The sequence below is a fragment of the Vibrio sp. B1-2 genome, from assembly GCF_963888445.1.
Taxonomy (GTDB): domain Bacteria; phylum Pseudomonadota; class Gammaproteobacteria; order Enterobacterales; family Vibrionaceae; genus Vibrio; species Vibrio anguillarum.
In genome coordinates this window covers 1-15,417 of the sequence record NZ_CAWPJH010000015.1, presented here as the reverse complement: position 1 = coordinate 15,417, position 15,417 = coordinate 1, and the positions used below count along the sequence as shown (strand labels likewise).

At 45.8% G+C, this 15,417-nt stretch carries 14 protein-coding genes and 1 pseudogene; 7 read left to right on the top strand and 8 right to left on the bottom strand.

The window, feature by feature from the left end; genetic code table 11:
- Nucleotides 1-69 precede the first annotated feature (69 nt).
- The 6 genes from zwf (at nt 70) to AACQ75_RS07575 (ending at nt 5,834) form a co-directional block, all read left to right on the top strand.
- On the top strand, nt 70-1,572 hold the full coding sequence (gene zwf, locus AACQ75_RS07600) for a glucose-6-phosphate dehydrogenase (protein WP_026027598.1): 1,503 nt from the start codon (nt 70-72) through the stop codon (nt 1,570-1,572).
- Nucleotides 1,569-2,285, top strand: coding sequence for a 6-phosphogluconolactonase (pgl, locus tag AACQ75_RS07595; protein WP_170889795.1), 717 nt, complete (start codon nt 1,569-1,571; stop codon nt 2,283-2,285). The genes zwf and pgl overlap by 4 nt, the downstream gene beginning before the upstream one ends.
- Before the next feature lie 13 nt (nt 2,286-2,298).
- Nucleotides 2,299-3,747: a decarboxylating NADP(+)-dependent phosphogluconate dehydrogenase gene (gene gnd / locus AACQ75_RS07590; RefSeq protein ID WP_017046894.1), complete on the top strand. Its 1,449-nt coding sequence runs from the start codon at nt 2,299-2,301 to the stop codon at nt 3,745-3,747.
- A gap of 133 nt (nt 3,748-3,880) precedes the next feature.
- Complete coding sequence (locus AACQ75_RS07585; protein ID WP_010320537.1) at nt 3,881-4,021, top strand: hypothetical protein; 141 nt, start codon at nt 3,881-3,883, stop codon at nt 4,019-4,021.
- Between the two features lie 332 nt (nt 4,022-4,353).
- Nucleotides 4,354-5,217, top strand: coding sequence for an MBL fold metallo-hydrolase (locus tag AACQ75_RS07580; protein ID WP_013868170.1), 864 nt, complete (start codon nt 4,354-4,356; stop codon nt 5,215-5,217).
- Nucleotides 5,211-5,834 carry a DsbA family protein gene (locus tag AACQ75_RS07575; RefSeq protein ID WP_170889793.1) on the top strand — a complete coding sequence of 208 codons (624 nt, stop codon included), beginning with the start codon at nt 5,211-5,213 and terminating at the stop codon, nt 5,832-5,834. The genes AACQ75_RS07580 and AACQ75_RS07575 overlap by 7 nt, the downstream gene beginning before the upstream one ends.
- A gap of 45 nt (nt 5,835-5,879) precedes the next feature.
- On the opposite strand, the gene AACQ75_RS07570 is transcribed toward AACQ75_RS07575, so the two are convergent.
- From AACQ75_RS07570 to rbsD, 6 genes are all read right to left on the bottom strand, one after another.
- Nucleotides 5,880-6,887, bottom strand: coding sequence for a substrate-binding domain-containing protein (locus AACQ75_RS07570; RefSeq protein ID WP_013868172.1), 1,008 nt, complete (start codon nt 6,885-6,887; stop codon nt 5,880-5,882).
- Between the two features lie 16 nt (nt 6,888-6,903).
- Entirely contained in the window at nt 6,904-7,824 is a 921-nt protein-coding gene (gene rbsK / locus AACQ75_RS07565; RefSeq protein ID WP_170889790.1) for a ribokinase, read from the bottom strand.
- A gap of 177 nt (nt 7,825-8,001) precedes the next feature.
- Nucleotides 8,002-8,880 (bottom strand): ribose ABC transporter substrate-binding protein RbsB, encoded by an 879-nt coding sequence (rbsB, locus tag AACQ75_RS07560; protein ID WP_010320543.1) that lies wholly within the window; start codon nt 8,878-8,880, stop codon nt 8,002-8,004.
- A gap of 73 nt (nt 8,881-8,953) precedes the next feature.
- Complete coding sequence (gene rbsC, locus AACQ75_RS07555) at nt 8,954-9,922, bottom strand: ribose ABC transporter permease (RefSeq protein ID WP_445285781.1); 969 nt, start codon at nt 9,920-9,922, stop codon at nt 8,954-8,956.
- Between the two features lie 11 nt (nt 9,923-9,933).
- On the bottom strand, nt 9,934-11,439 hold the full coding sequence (gene rbsA, locus AACQ75_RS07550) for a ribose ABC transporter ATP-binding protein RbsA (protein WP_170889786.1): 1,506 nt from the start codon (nt 11,437-11,439) through the stop codon (nt 9,934-9,936).
- Between the two features lie 20 nt (nt 11,440-11,459).
- Nucleotides 11,460-11,879: a D-ribose pyranase gene (rbsD, locus tag AACQ75_RS07545; protein WP_170889784.1), complete on the bottom strand. Its 420-nt coding sequence runs from the start codon at nt 11,877-11,879 to the stop codon at nt 11,460-11,462.
- 306 nt (nt 11,880-12,185) lie between these two features.
- Here rbsD and AACQ75_RS07540 point away from each other — a divergent pair, with 306 nt between their 5' ends.
- On the top strand, nt 12,186-12,446 hold the full coding sequence (locus tag AACQ75_RS07540) for a DUF3012 domain-containing protein (protein WP_017050233.1): 261 nt from the start codon (nt 12,186-12,188) through the stop codon (nt 12,444-12,446).
- A 179-nt stretch (nt 12,447-12,625) separates the two neighbouring features.
- Here AACQ75_RS07540 and AACQ75_RS07535 read toward each other — a convergent pair whose 3' ends face one another.
- Together AACQ75_RS07535 and tssI are read right to left on the bottom strand one after the other, a co-directional pair.
- A complete protein-coding gene (locus AACQ75_RS07535) occupies nt 12,626-13,009 on the bottom strand; it encodes a hypothetical protein (protein WP_017050232.1) in 384 nt (127 codons plus the stop codon).
- A 683-nt stretch (nt 13,010-13,692) separates the two neighbouring features.
- Nucleotides 13,693-15,417, bottom strand: a pseudogene (gene tssI / locus AACQ75_RS07530) (type VI secretion system tip protein TssI/VgrG); the annotation flags it as partial.

Below are 15,417 nucleotides of genomic sequence, written 5' to 3'. Positions count from 1 at the left end.
ATTTTCTATTTTTGCATGACGCTGCTACCGTTGGCGCATGCTAAATACCTCGTTTTTAAGGGAAAGATGATGGTAATACCTGAAAACAGCAGTATTGTGATTTTTGGTGCTTCAGGCGACTTAACCTATCGCAAGCTTATACCTGCTCTGTATCACTTGTTCGCCAGTGATCAACTGCCGAAATCCTTTGCTATTCTGGGTGTCAGCCGAACCCAATACAGCGATGAGTCATACCGTGAAAAATTAAAGCGCTCTCTTCAGGAAATGGAAAAGACCGTCCCAGATATTCTCGACGCCTTTTGCGAGCACTTGCATTATCAAGCGATCAATACTTCAGATGTTGCAGAATACGCGCAGCTCGCCACGCGCCTTGACTCTTTGGCTGATCAATACCAATTCACGCAGCGCAACACTCTGTTCTATCTCGCGACGCCGCCGAGCCTTTATGGCGTCATCCCGGCCAATCTCGCAGCGCATGGATTAAATAGCGAAGCGCAAGGTTGGAAGCGTTTGATCATCGAAAAACCGTTTGGTTATGACCTCGCATCGGCTCAAAGCCTTGATATCGAAATTCATCGCCATTTCCAAGAACACCAGATCTACCGTATCGACCATTATTTAGGCAAAGAGACAGTACAAAACCTGTTGGTTTTCCGTTTTGCTAACGGGATGTTCGAACCTTTGTGGAACCGCAATTTCATTGACTATGTCGAAATTACAGGCGCAGAATTTTTGGGCGTCGAAGAACGCGGTGGCTATTACGACGGTTCTGGTGCGGTGCGTGATATGTTCCAAAACCATTTACTGCAAGTGTTAGCTATGGTTAGCATGGAACCACCAGCCGCCATTAATGCCGATTCAATTCGTAACGAAGTCAATAAAGTGCTGCAAAGCCTGCAACCGCTTTCTGATGATGACCTACGCCACAACCTCGTACTGGGGCAATATACGGAATCGGAAGTTCGTGGCCAGTTTTTACCCAGTTACCGTGATGAACATGGTGTGGCAGCAGATTCGCGCACTGAAACTTATGTCGGTTTGAAAATGTTTATTAATAACTGGCGCTGGAATGGTGTGCCATTTTATGTGCGTTCAGGTAAACGTTTACCAACGCGCGTCACCGAAGTGGTCATTCACTTTAAGCGTACGCCACACCCTGTTTTTGGGCAAAATGCCCCTGAAAACAAGCTCATCATTCGCATTCAGCCCGATGAAGGCATTCAAATGAGCTTTGGTTTGAAGGAGCCAGGTGCGGGCTTTAAAGCCAAAGAAGTCTCCATGAACTTCCATTACACATCATTGGAAGAAACCAAGATGTTGACCGCTTATGAACGACTTCTTTTGGATGCGCTCAACGGTGATGCAACTTTATTTGCGCGTACCGATGCCGTAGAAGCGTGTTGGAAGTTCGTGCAACCTATTTTGGATTTTAAACAAGACCCTCAATCGCTGTTTGGCTATGCCTGTGGCACGTGGGGACCAAAAGAGTCCGATTTGCTGCTACACAATGATGGCCGCGCGTGGCGCTTCCCGTGTAAAAACTTGACCGATACGGATTACTGCGAATTATGATCAATCATAAAATTTTTCAAACCCCAGAACAGGTGGTTGAAACGCTCGCCAATGAAATGCAACGCTATAGCGAGCAAGGTCAGCCGATTCATATCTCCCTTTCCGGTGGCAGCACACCCAAAATGCTGTTCAAATTATTGGCCAGTGAACCTTATGCACAGGCGATTACATGGCAAAACCTGCATTTCTGGTGGGGTGATGAACGCTGTGTCGCTCCTGACGATGCCGAAAGCAACTTTGGTGAAGCCAATACACTGCTGTTTAGCCAAGTGAACATTCCACCTCAAAATATTCACCGTATTCGCGGCGAAGATGATCCACAAACCGAAGCTAAGCGCTTTGCCGATGAGATGGCAAAAGTCATTCCATCCGTCAACGGTACTCCTGTTTTTGATTGGATTTTGCTCGGTGTTGGCGCAGATGGTCATACGGCATCCCTGTTCCCTAATGTGACCGACTACGAGGATGAGAATTTATCTTTAGTGGCAACGCATCCGGAATCAGGCCAACTTCGTGTCTCTAAAACAGCGAAAGTGTTGGAAGCTGCAAAACGCATTAGTTACCTCGTTCTTGGCTCAGGCAAAGCCGAGATCGTACACGAAATTCACACCACGAAAGCCGAGGATCTTCCTTATCCGGCTGCCAAAGTTAAATCAACAACTGGCGAAACAGAGTGGTTTTTAGATTCAGATGCCGCAACAAAGATTGCGTGAAGGAGAGAAATAAATGAAAGGTGATATCGGTGTAATCGGCCTAGCAGTGATGGGCCAAAACCTTATCCTAAATATGAACGACCACGGTTTTAAAGTGGTAGCTCACAACCGTACCGCGGCAAAAGTCGATGAGTTCCTAGCAGGTCCAGCGAAAGACACCAATATTGTTGGTGCTTATTCACTGCAAGAGTTAGTCGACAAACTGGCGACACCTCGCAAAGTGATGCTGATGGTGCGTGCGGGCCAAGTCGTGGATGATTTCATCGACCAACTGGTTCCGCTACTCGATAAAGGCGACATCATTATCGATGGTGGTAACACGAACTTCCCAGACACCAACCGCCGTGTTGCAGCACTGCGTGAAAAAGGTATTCACTTTATCGGTACAGGCGTTTCTGGCGGCGAAGAAGGGGCACGTTTTGGCCCATCTATCATGCCAGGTGGCGCACCTGAAGCTTGGGAAGCCGTGAAGCCAATTTTCCAAGGTATCTCAGCAAAAACCGAAGCTGGTGAGCCTTGCTGTGATTGGGTGGGTAACGACGGCGCGGGCCACTTCGTTAAAATGGTACACAACGGTATCGAATATGGCGATATGCAGCTAATTACCGAAGCTTATCAGTTTATGAAAGACGGCTTGGGTTTAAACCATGATGAAATGCAAAAAGTGTTTGCTGATTGGAACAAGACCGAGCTCGATAGTTACCTAGTGGAAATCACCGCTGATATCTTAGGCTACAAAGACGAAGATGGTGAAGCTCTGGTTGAGAAAATCCTCGATACTGCTGGCCAAAAAGGCACAGGTAAATGGACGGGCATTAACGCACTCGATATGGGTATTCCGCTGACGCTCATCACTGAGTCAGTCTTCTCTCGTTGCCTCTCAGCATTGAAAGATCAGCGCGTTGCTGCCGAAGCGCTGTTTGGTAAGAGTAATATGCAGATCGAAGGTGATAAACAAGAGTGGGTTGACGCACTTCGTCAAGCGCTACTTGCGTCTAAGATCATCTCTTACGCACAAGGCTTTATGCTAATGCGCCAAGCGTCTAACGAGAATGGTTGGAATCTTAACTACGGTAACGTGGCATTGATGTGGCGTGGTGGTTGTATCATCCGCTCCGCATTCCTGAGCAACATTCGTGATGCGTTCGAAGCTAACCCAGAAATCGCCTTCTTAGGTTCAGATGCCTACTTCAAGGGCATTTTGGATAACTGCCTAGCGGCTTGGCGTAAAGTAGCGGCCAAATCAATGGAAGTCGGCATTCCAATGCCATGTATGACCTCCGCGCTCACTTTCTTAGATGGCTACACCACCGCTCGCTTACCGGCTAATTTACTGCAAGCACAACGTGATTACTTTGGTGCTCACACTTATGAGCGTACTGATCGTCCACGTGGTGAATTCTTCCACACAAACTGGACTGGTACAGGCGGCGATACGGCGTCTACCACTTACGACGTATAAAAAATTCGGCTTACGATGAAAAAAGGACTAGCTAAGCCCCTTCATCTACGCCTATAATTTGACCGTCATGGAGGATGTTAACTAGGTTAACATCCTCTATTTTTTTGTTTCCAAAACTACATGAGATCCAAAGATGACCATCAATAAGTTCTATGTATTTGTCCCACAGGCTGTGGAAGAAGACACTCATAGGGAAAATGAAGTTCAATCTGCTATGGAAGCTCAACGTCAGGCATTAGTGCAACAAGCGCAGAAACAAGGCGCAGTAGCATAATCCATAAGCAGAGTGTGGCAACACGCTCTGCTTATCACTCCTCTCTACCTCATCTATAGGCATATCGTTTGCCAATCATGACTCACGAAATACTCCTTTAAGTGATCAATCAAAGCTTGTACTGCTAGCGATAAACCTCTGCCATTTAACTGTAGCTATAGCACGAACGCGTTAAGCGAATTCTATATCCAAAAACTCTCGTTTGTTGGTTAATTTATCCCTCATTAGTTCAAATTAAGAAACAATGATGTTGGTTATTCGCTATATATCCGAACCAATCTAATTCGTATGATAGCTCCCGAACCGATAACATACTCTTTGGATAAATAATCATGAAAACACTGACTCTACTTACAGCAACCACACTCATCAGCAGCACCGCGTTTGCAGCACAACAACCTTTGACACTTGACGTCTACAATGCAGATGGCAATAGCTTCCATGTCAACTCCACTTTGGTTTATGGCGAAACAGAAGCGATGGTGGTTGACACTGGCTTTACTAAAGCCGACGCACTCCGTATTGCAGCAAAAGTACTCGACTCTGGCAAAAACTTAACCACGATTTTTATTAGCCAAGCTGACCCTGATTACTACTTTGGCGCTGAAGTACTGCATGACATGTTTCCACAAGCGAAAGTGCTGACGACGCCTGGCGTACGTGCAACGATTGCAGAAAAACTCGAAGGTAAACTGGCATTTTGGGCTCCAAAAATGGGGGCAAATGCCCCTGTAAAACCGATACTACCAACGGCTTATAATGGCAAAACCTTAACCATTGATGGGCAAACTATTGAAATTCGCGATGCGGATGGAGCATTAGCGCATCGTCCTTATTTATGGATACCAGCCAATAAAGCGATTTTAGGTAACGTCGCGGTATACGGAAATGTTCATTTATGGATGGCCGATGCACAAAGTGATGCGAGCCGCCAAGCTTGGGCGCAACAACTTGATCAAATGAAAGCACTCAAACCAAACGTAGTGATCCCGGGGCATATGACTTCTGGAACAGCGCTTGATGCTTCTTCAATTGAATTTGCACAACAATATCTTATGGATTTTGCTAAAGCCAAAGCAAACAGCAAAGACAGCGCTCAGTTAATTCAAACCATGCAAAACCTTTACCCTAATGCTGGCCTACCAATGGCTTTAGAAATTGGTGCCAAAGTTCATATGGGTGAGATGAAATGGTAAACGTCCACTATATTTTCGACTCAATGTGTGGCTGGTGTTACGGAGCAACCTCTCTGATTCAGCAGTTGAATGAAATGAGCGGAGTAAAACTGCACCTTCATCCGGGTGGAATGATCGAGCGATCGCCTCTTTCAGATGGTTTTCGCCAACATGTACTGCAAGCTGATCAGCGCATTGCTCAGCAAACAGGAGCCGTATTTGGGGAAGGTTACATCGCCAAAATCAAAAGTGGCGAAACCGTGATATTGGACTCATACGTTACTGCTCAAGCCATTATTGCAGCGCAATTACTCGGTGTATCGCCAAGTGTTATGCTCAAAAGCATTCAACAAGCGCACTACCAGCAAGGTTTGCCTGTGGCCGATACTGACACATTGGCACTGTTAGCCCAATCGCTTGACCTAGAGCCAAATCAATGGCTACAAGCGATGGAGCAAGCCAAAGCTCAGTTACCAGAGCAGTTAGAGCAGACGCAAAGCTTAATGGCGCAATATCAGCTTTCTGGTTTTCCCTCGATTGTGTATGAAGCAGAGGGGCAATGGCGAACCGTATCTGTTAGCCATTTCTATAATCGACCACAACAATGGGCTGATTTCTGGAAAAATATGACTCAGTAATTAGTGCCTCATCCCTCTCTTGACTAAAGAGAGGGATTTTTCCATCTACTTGTTCATCATTTTGATGCTTTTACGCACCACTAAAGTCGGCTCTAATTGGACAATTTGCGGTTCGAGCGCTTCGTTTTCTAAACGGGCAAGTAAGGTGTCAACTGCCGCTTTACCTAAACGATATTTGGGTTGATGAATAGTGGTTAGAGCTGGCGACATAAAACGGGCGATGTGAATATCGTCATACCCCATCAGCGAAAGATCTTCAGGAATGCGGATTCCTTTTTCATTAGCTGCATTAATCACCCCCATTGCCATCATGTCATTAGAGACAAAAATCGCACTCGGCAATGGCCCTTTAGCTAACATTTTATTGAACGCTTCGTAGCCACCTTCACATTCAAAATCGGATTCAACAATCCAATTGGGATAAATGTCCAAACCTGCTTCCAAGACAGCGCGCTTATAGCCTTCATAACGCATTTGAGCTTGATGTCGAATCAATGGCCCGGTAATGCAACCGATTTCTTTATGACCGCACTCAATCAAATAGTTCGCCGCAATATAACCGCCACGTAAAGAGTTATCTTGTATTTTATCGCTAGGAAAGAGCATTGGGCCCCAATCCATCACCACGACAGGGATATCTGGGTAGCGTTCAAAAACGTCAATCCGCTCACCTTCTAAGGTGGAGCACATCAAAAGTAAGCCATCAACGCGCTTTTGCAGCAGCGTGTTGATAGAGGCTTGCATTCGCTGGCTATCCCCTTCGGTATTACACAAAATAAGGTTATAACCTTTGTGGTAGCAACTGCGCTCTACCCCTTTGACCACTTCGCCAAAAAAAGGGTTCGTCGAAGTGGTCACTAACATACCAATGGTGCGCGTTCGGTTCATTTTGAGACTGCGAGCCAATGCTGACGGGGCATAGTTCAGATCTTGCGCGGCTTTATTGACACGCTCAGCAATTTCATCGCTCACATAGCGAGATTTATTAATGACATGGCTGACGGTAGACGTGGATACACCGGCTAATCTTGCAATATCTTTCATTGTCGCCATGTCTGTTTTTCCTATTCTATTGATGCAGAGCGAGAAACGCGTCCACTTCTACTCGGGTGGGTATTGAGGTTTGCGCGCCAAAACGGGTAACAGAAATGGCTGCCGCAGCATGCGCAAATTTAATGGCTGATTCTAAAGGCATATCTTCCAACAAACCCGTTACCAAAGCACCGTTAAACGTATCACCTGCCGCGGTGGTGTCTGTCACATCGACTTTAAAACCAGCAATCAGTTGACCACGCCCATTTTGGCTTAGCCAAACGCCTTTTGCACCTAAGGTGATCAAGACGATTTCAATCCCTTTTTTATGCAGTTCATTGGCCGCTAATTGCGCCGAGTGATCATCATCAACCGTGATCCCCGTTAAGCGCTGCGCTTCCGTTTCGTTTGGTGTGATCACATCGACACATTCTAGCAGAGTATCAGGCAGATCTCGGGCAGGCGCTGGGTTTAAAATCACATTGGTACGATTTTGTTTGGCGATTTGCGCAGCTTTAATAATGCCATCGATTGGCGTTTCCAGTTGCATCAATAAATATTTGGCCGCACCAATGGCGGCTAAATCCGCTTCAATGGCATCAGCCGTCAGCTTATTATTCGCCTCTGCCGAAATACAGATGCTGTTTTCTCCGCTGTCCGAGACTTGGATCATCGCAATGCCCGTCGGACAATTGGGCTGCATTTTAACTCCCGCAATGTTGATACCATCGAGCTTAAAATTCTCACGAATATTGATACCGAATGCATCGTCACCCACGCAGGCAATAAAACCGATGTCCGCTTTTAATCGCGCGGCCGCTACAGCTTGGTTGGCCCCTTTACCACCGGGAATAACTTGATAATGACGACCATGCAGCGTCTCGCCCGGGCGAGGAAATGAAGGCACTTGCAAAACATGGTCAGCGTTAACACTACCTAATACCACTAACTGATTCATAATTTGTCCTTTGTTCATGAGTGAACATGTTTGAAATGGAGCTGGAGAGGTTTGGCTTTTGTGGCTTCACCTGAAAAAACAAACCTATCGAGCCTGATTACTGGTTATTAATGGCTGAGGGGTTATAGAGAAGAGGTAGCTCTCTACGAGCCAGTAAAGAGCTACCTACAGCAAAGATTATTTGCTGATGATTTTTAGAGGAACCGGAATGTACTCATCCACTTGTTCGCCTTTTAGCATTTTATCGGCCGTTTCAATGCCAAGTGCACCGATCATGTCTGGTTGTTGAGCAACAGTCGCAGCAAGTTGGCCGCGTTCTACCGCCGCGATACCATCGTCGGTACCATCAAAACCGATGATCATCACCTCTTTGCCTGATGCTTGAACGGCGCGAAGTGCACCCAATGCCATTTCATCATTTTGGGCAAATACGGCTTGAACATCTGGGTTTGCCGCTAGCAGGTTTTCCATTACATTCAAACCTTTAGTGCGGTCAAAATCAGCAGGCTGGCTAGCAAGCAGTTCCATTTCACTGCCTTTCACCGCGTTCATGAAACCTTCTCCACGCTCACGAGCGGCCGATGTGCCGGCAATCCCTTCCAGTTGAATGACTTTGGCTTTTGCACCGATTTTTTCGACGATAAAGTGACCGGCCATTTCACCACCGACTACGTTATCAGAAGCGATGTGGCTCACAACATCACCACGGCTTGCACCGCGATCCAGTGTCAACACTGGCACTTTAGCGCGGTTGGCCATACGAATGGCGTTAGAGACGGCATCAGAATCGGTTGGGTTGATCAAAATCGCTTTAACGCCACGAACGGTTAAGTCTTCTACGTTTGATAGCTCTTTGCTTGGATCATTTTGTGAATCCAAGACGATCAGGTTGTAGCCTAGCTCTTTCGCTTTCGCTTCTGCGCCATCTTTCATGGTGACAAAAAATGGGTTGTTCAGAGTGGATAGTACAATCGCCATGGTGTCTTGCGCATGCGCAGCCACAGAGACAGTGGTGGAAAGTAGAGCAGCAGAGATTAAAGTTGCAAGTTTTTTCATCTTTATAGTCCTTTTTGTAGGGGCCGTTTTAAAGCTAATATGGCTCGCTTTAAAACGGAGGTTTTCTATCGTGTTACTTATTTTTGTTATCCACGAGTACCGCGAGCAAAATAACCACGGCTTTCGCAATCATTTGGTAGTAAGAAGAGACATCAAGCAGGTTCAGCGCGTTATTAAGAAAGCCGATGATCAGCGCCCCAATTAACGTGCCCATAATGCGTCCTTTACCCCCCATCAAGCTGGTACCACCAAGTACGACGGCAGCGATGGCATCCAGCTCATAACCCATACCAGCAGTCGGTTGCGCAGAAGAGAGGCGAGACGTGACGATGATGCCAGCCAGCGCAGCCAATAGACCACAGATGGCGTACACACCAATTTTCACGCGATCCACATTAATACCTGACAATCGAGTCGCAGACTCATTGCCACCTAGCGCGTAAACATAGCGGCCAAAACGTGTATGGTTGAGTAAGTACCAAACCGCAGCAAAGACCACCACCATCATCCACACCGGAACGGGAATACCCAACGCGTAACCTGTACCAAACCAAGCAAAAGCGTCTGCAGTATCGGTAAAACCTGTCGAAATTGGACGCCCATCGGTATAAACCATGGTCACACCACGCAGTAAGGTCATGGTGACTAAGGTGGCAATAAACGCTTGCACTTTACCTTTGGCGATAATGATACCGCTAATCGCACCCAGTGCCGCGCCAGCAAGTAACGCTGTAGGGACTGCGATAATGACAGGAATTTCAAGACCAATCATGGTTGCAGCAAAAGCGCCGCACAACGCCAGTACCGAGCCAACACTCAAATCGATACCTGCCGTTAGAATAACCAAGGTCATCCCCACAGCAATAATGGCGTTGACTGAGGTTTGGCGCAAAATGTTCAGTATGTTGTCAATCGTGAAGAAATTGAGGTTTAAAAAAGAGACAACGACCACTAAAAAAAGCAAAGCAATCAGTGATTTTTGCTCAATGAGCCACTCTTTACTGATCCATTTTCTGCGGTTAGTTTGGGTTGAATTACTCATGCTGTTACTGCTCATGCTGCTTCCTCATTGATCTTTTTGCCTACCGCGCAGGCGAGTAGAATCTCTTGGTTGGCTTGTTTGGCACAAAATTCGCCGCTGATTCGACCTTCATGCATCACCAAAATTCGGTCACTCATCCCTAGCACTTCTGGCATCTCTGACGAGACCAAAATAATACTCATCCCTTCGGCTTTAAATTGGTTAATCAATTGGTAAATCTCTTTTTTGGCTCCCACGTCAACCCCGCGTGTGGGTTCATCCAAAATCAAAACTTTGGGACGTGTCATCAACCCTTTCGCAATCGCTACTTTTTGCTGATTGCCACCGGACAAATTACCAATGATTTGATCACGAGATGGCGTTTTGATGTTGAATAGGCGAATAAAATCTTCCACTGCGATGACTTCATCACTGTGTTGAATCTGTACACCTTTGCTAAATTTATTCAACGCACACAGTGACATGTTCTCTTTCACCGACAGGCCAAGAACCAAACCGTCCCCTTTGCGATCTTCTGAAATATACGCGATACCGTTTGCAAGGCCATCTTGTGGGCTGACTGGGTTGATGGTTTTGTTCTCAAGGTTAATCACGCCTCGCTCACTGGGCAGCGCGCCGTAAATTACTTTCATTAACTCAGTGCGCCCTGCGCCCATTAAACCCGAGACACCGAGGATCTCGCCTCGTTTGAGCGTAAAATTAATGTCATGCACACCTGAGCCCGTGAGGCCTATCACTTCAAGGCAAGTGTCGCCGTGCTTTACCTCAATACGTGGGTACTGTTCTTCTAATTTCCGGCCGACCATCATCTCAATCAGGCCATCTTCATTGGTGTCAGACACTTTGCACTGGCTAATGAATTTGCCATCACGTAACACGGTAATATCGTCACAAATTTCAAAAATTTCTTTCAACCGATGTGAGATATAAACAATGCCGCAACCTTGTTCACGCAGCTCGTTAATCACATTAAATAACGATTCAGTTTCGGTATCCGTCAGCGCATCCGTCGGTTCATCCATGATGATCACTTTCGACTCAAATGAGAGCGCTTTTGCAATCTCAACCATCTGTTGCTCACCAAGGCTTAAGTCACCCAACAAGGTCTTGGAGCTGTGTTTAACGTTTAAACGAGCCAGTAGTTTGTCAGCTGCTTGGTACATTTCATTCCATAAAATTCGCCCCATCGCACCGGTTATCTCTCTGCCTAGAAAAATGTTTTCAGCAATGGTTAATTCCGGAATCAAATTCAACTCTTGGTGAATAATGCTGATGCCCGCTTGCTGTGAATCTCGTGGACCTTTAAAGGCGGCTGGTTTTCCTTGGTAAGTGATAGAACCCGCATCCAATGAATAGATACCCGTCAACACTTTCATTAAGGTTGATTTACCCGCGCCGTTTTCGCCCATCAACGCCATCACGCGGCCGGGGTAAACATTAAGGCTAGCTTTATCGAGCGCTTTCACGCCGGGGAACGCTTTTTCAATCTCACTGAGCGCTAAAATTGCTTGAGTCATAGTGGATCCTCAATCGCGGCTTAAAACACGACGCCTGCTTGAAAAATAACATTCGCATACGGCGTGCATTCGCCAGTTCTTACCACGGCGCGGCTGCGCATAGTGCGCTCTTTAAAATCTTGATGAGAGAGGTAAGTGACAGCAATCGCTTTCTCGCATAACTCCTCTTCCGCTTTCAGCTCAGCCAGCAGCGCTTTGTGATGCTCAGGGCTTACTTGTGTAAACTCTTCAGCAATGATCACACCTTCAATTTGAGATTCAGAAAGAATCACGCGGACCGTGTCAAGAAAACCGGGAATACCGTGAGTTAATGCTAAATCAATACGCTGCACTTCATCAGGAATGGGCAAACCTGCATCACAAATTGTGATTTCATCGGTATGCCCTAAAGTAGCCACCAAGTAAGAGAGTTCTGAGTTTAATAGGGTACTTTTTTTCATTGTTATACCTTCACGTTAGGCTTTATGTTTCGATTTTTGACACCTTTCTATCACTCTTGAATCGTTCAAGAAAATCTCATCGAAACGTTTCGATGAATCCTAGCGTAGCAAAAATAATTTGCACGATGCGAAAATAGGTAATGTGATTTTGATCGTTGATTAGTGAGCTGAGGAGTAAAAAAGGGTGAGGATCATCACTGAGTGATTTGTCATTAGATGCCCATTTTTAGCATAGGATTAACACTGAGACCGTGATTTTCGGTATAGTCACTCCGAACAAAAATCGCATCCATTTGGAACTCAAACATGAAAAAAATAGCCTTGGTATTGTTTACTGCATTCTCACTCGCCGCCTGCTCAGAAGTGGGCAGCGAAGCATGGTGTCAAGATATGAAAGAGAAACCAAAAGGTGAATGGAACGCCGGGCAGGCGGTGGATTATGCAAAGCACTGTGTCTTCCAATCACAAATTGGCAGCGACGCGTGGTGTGAAGATATGAAAGACAAGCCAAAAGGTGATTGGACAGCGAATGAGGCTGGCGACTTCGCTAAGCATTGTATTTTTTAGGATTGGTTTTAAATGCAACGCCTAGCGGTTGCTAGGTGATATATTGCGTCATTTCTGTATGTTTTCCACAAATTATCAGGTTAGAAAATTGTTTTGAAAAACACACTAAACAATCCGTTACAAACGACAAAAGAGCATATAACATTGATTCTTCGATAAAAATTGGCTAAAAATAAGTATCATTTACTATTCCCACAATGAAGTTTATTATTGTCCAATAAATTAATAGTACACACTTCATCAAAATAAGGAGTTCTATAAGTAAACTCAACCTCAGATATATCCACCTTCAAGCCAATAACCCATACACCTGATTCTGCTCCTTTATCTAAAGTAGCATTCACGTTATTTATCTTTTTATTAAGATCACAAAACTCATAGTGATTGCTAGAAGTTACAATATTCACACAAGGCTTATTGATTGGAACATATGCGATTACACTACCTACTTCAAAATCTGAATATGATTTTGCTAAAAATATCAAATTATCTCTATTGGGAAATTCATTAGAATTACAACCAAAAGAAAAAAACAAACATAGAAACAGTATTACTCTTCTCATTCTAGATACTTCCATCTTCTTAAAAATCTATTTTTCGCCTTTGTTATAACATTATCCCATACATTTGTGTCTTTCATGACCAAAGTAAAACTACTATAGTCTTGAGTAATTTTTGCTTCAGCCAATACAGATACATAGTGCATTCTTGTTGCTGAGTAGCTATCTCCACGATACGTAATATCTACAACTACATCTTTCACTCTGCGAGGCATTCCTTCCCAATCGACAACTCCATATGCTTTTTGTACATCTGGCTTTGTAACTAAAATTTTTGTCTTATTTTCAAAATATTCATAGATAGTGTTAAACATAATGTACTGTTGCTTTCTAGTAATAACCAACTCTTCATCGGTTAAATCACTCGACTTCAAGGCACTCAATGCATCACTTTTTGTTTTACCCTCAACACTTAAGAGCCACACGGATAACTTCGGGTTAAGACCCGCGACCTCAAATAAACTTTTCAAATCTAATTTTGATGGGCTTTGCCCATTTGCACCGCTTGGGGGAGACCCTAAATCAAGCCCTCTACCAATTGTAACGCCTGAATTCTCTATCACTTCCCCATTATTATTAGGTACATGAACTTTCCGAGAAAAGAATGGACTTCCTTCAACATCATTCCCCTCGGCATCAAAGGTCAATTGACCTTTTGGTACAGTCAACCATTTCAGATCCATCTCATCATTTTCATAAACCCACCCATCGACCAGCGCTTCATCTAAACCTAACAATGTGCCTTGGCCAACAATACCATCAATGGGGCCAATGCTGTATGACGGATGCGTTTGATGGCTGGGTTGATAACTTTTTTGGAACTGTTCGATGGCCGTTTTGGTTTTATTACCGAAATCACCATCGGCTTGCAAATCAAATTTCATTTTGATTAACGCTTGCTGAATCAAGCTCACTTCTTCGCCATTGTTGCCTTTTCTGAAAGCGCTGGCTTGTGTCTTCGCTAACTTTTCCAGCTCTTCTGAAGCTTTCAACACATCCGATTGTAGCAGTGATGCTTTATCTTCGTTTTGTGCATCCTCTTTTTGGCTCTCTTCCTGAGCGCTCTTTTCTGCCGCCTTAGATTCTGACTGCTTTTGTGGTGATGCAGATGATTTCTGCGCAGCGGATTGTACTGCGGCAGCCTCAAAATGAGTGATCACATTCGCTTGGCCGCTTTGCATGGTCGCGTTAATTGCACTCGCTTGTAATTCGGCCGGAGCTTTCATATCAAGTAGTGGGGTTGCCAACATGGCGGATTGCCCACCATAAGCGCTACCGCTGCCAGCACTTCCGCCAGCATTAAGGTTAATCGCAGGACCAACGATGTGCACGCCACCAGCATCCACTTTGACAAAGCTGCCACCCGCTTTTAAAGTCACTTCAGCCCCAGCTTCTACAACGATTTTAGCTCCCGCTTTAAGGCTGATTTCGCGCCCTGTTTGTATCGCGGTCAATTTGGCCACTTTATGCTGTAATGACCCGCTAATCTCTACACTGCTATCTTTGGTTATGTTATCGCGGCTTTCGCCCTCCACCGTGAGGTGGTGGTTATGTTTAACGTGCGTGAATTGGTCGTTATCCACCGTGAGGTGCTGGTCGTGCTTGATGTGCGCCGTGGCATCATTGAGCACCAAAGCATCTAAGTCTTTTTGCGCGTGTAGGTAGATTTTCTCTTGCGCCGCTTGGTCTTCAAAGCTCAGCTCGTTAAACCCTTCTCCTTGGTGCGTTTCACTGCGCAGCACGGTTTTGGTTTTATTATCCGGCAGTGTGTACGGCGCTTTGTTGGTCGCATGGTAGGTACGGCCTGTCACTATCGGTTGGTCTGGGTCGCCGTTAAGAAACGAGACGATGACTTCATGACCAATGCGCGGAATGGCTATCATGCCATATTGGCTGCCAGCCCAACCTTGTGAGACGCGCACCCAGCACGAGCTGTGTTCATCGCCGTTGGAATATCTGTCCCACGGGAAATGCAGTTTGACGCGGCCATGTTCGTCGCAGAAGATTTCTTCGCCGTCAGGGCCCACGACTAACGCCATGCAAGGGCCATCCACTTGAGGTTTGGCTTGCGGTGTCGCACGCCACGTGACATCAGCAGGAATGAGCGTGAATTGGTTGCTGTACGTGGTCGCGCCACTGCCGCCCTCTTCTTCCAATGCTTGTGGCTGACGCCCTTGATGATGCACTTGCACTACAACCCAATCGCGGTTCGCGCTGTCGTCAAGATGCTCTTGTAAGTCGAACTTTGTGCCCGCTTGCAGGCCAGGATGGTTACTTTTTCCGCTCGCGGTACGCGCTTCTCGTCGTAAGTACTCTAAGCGAATTTGATTAAAGGCTTTGCCGCTGACGTCGTCTTTAAAGCGACCCGGTGCATCAAAGTGCTCGTAGGTCGCTTGCTGGTAATCCATCTC

What these genes read in the sequence shown, in the direction of transcription:
- rbsA (WP_170889786.1), bottom strand. Translation starts at nt 11,439, where the DNA reads ATGACTCAAGCAATTTTAGCGCTCAGTGAGATTGAAAAAGCGTTCCCC.
- AACQ75_RS07575 (WP_170889793.1), top strand. Translation starts at nt 5,211, where the DNA reads ATGGTAAACGTCCACTATATTTTCGACTCAATGTGTGGCTGGTGTTAC.
- AACQ75_RS07540 (WP_017050233.1), top strand. Translation starts at nt 12,186, where the DNA reads ATGAAAAAAATAGCCTTGGTATTGTTTACTGCATTCTCACTCGCCGCC.
- AACQ75_RS07535 (WP_017050232.1), bottom strand. Translation starts at nt 13,009, where the DNA reads ATGAGAAGAGTAATACTGTTTCTATGTTTGTTTTTTTCTTTTGGTTGT.
- rbsB (WP_010320543.1), bottom strand. Translation starts at nt 8,880, where the DNA reads ATGAAAAAACTTGCAACTTTAATCTCTGCTGCTCTACTTTCCACCACT.
- gnd (WP_017046894.1), top strand. Translation starts at nt 2,299, where the DNA reads ATGAAAGGTGATATCGGTGTAATCGGCCTAGCAGTGATGGGCCAAAAC.
- AACQ75_RS07585 (WP_010320537.1), top strand. Translation starts at nt 3,881, where the DNA reads ATGACCATCAATAAGTTCTATGTATTTGTCCCACAGGCTGTGGAAGAA.
- rbsD (WP_170889784.1), bottom strand. Translation starts at nt 11,879, where the DNA reads ATGAAAAAAAGTACCCTATTAAACTCAGAACTCTCTTACTTGGTGGCT.
- rbsC (WP_445285781.1), bottom strand. Translation starts at nt 9,922, where the DNA reads ATGAGTAATTCAACCCAAACTAACCGCAGAAAATGGATCAGTAAAGAG.
- AACQ75_RS07580 (WP_013868170.1), top strand. Translation starts at nt 4,354, where the DNA reads ATGAAAACACTGACTCTACTTACAGCAACCACACTCATCAGCAGCACC.
- AACQ75_RS07570 (WP_013868172.1), bottom strand. Translation starts at nt 6,887, where the DNA reads ATGGCGACAATGAAAGATATTGCAAGATTAGCCGGTGTATCCACGTCT.
- pgl (WP_170889795.1), top strand. Translation starts at nt 1,569, where the DNA reads ATGATCAATCATAAAATTTTTCAAACCCCAGAACAGGTGGTTGAAACG.
- rbsK (WP_170889790.1), bottom strand. Translation starts at nt 7,824, where the DNA reads ATGAATCAGTTAGTGGTATTAGGTAGTGTTAACGCTGACCATGTTTTG.
- zwf (WP_026027598.1), top strand. Translation starts at nt 70, where the DNA reads ATGGTAATACCTGAAAACAGCAGTATTGTGATTTTTGGTGCTTCAGGC.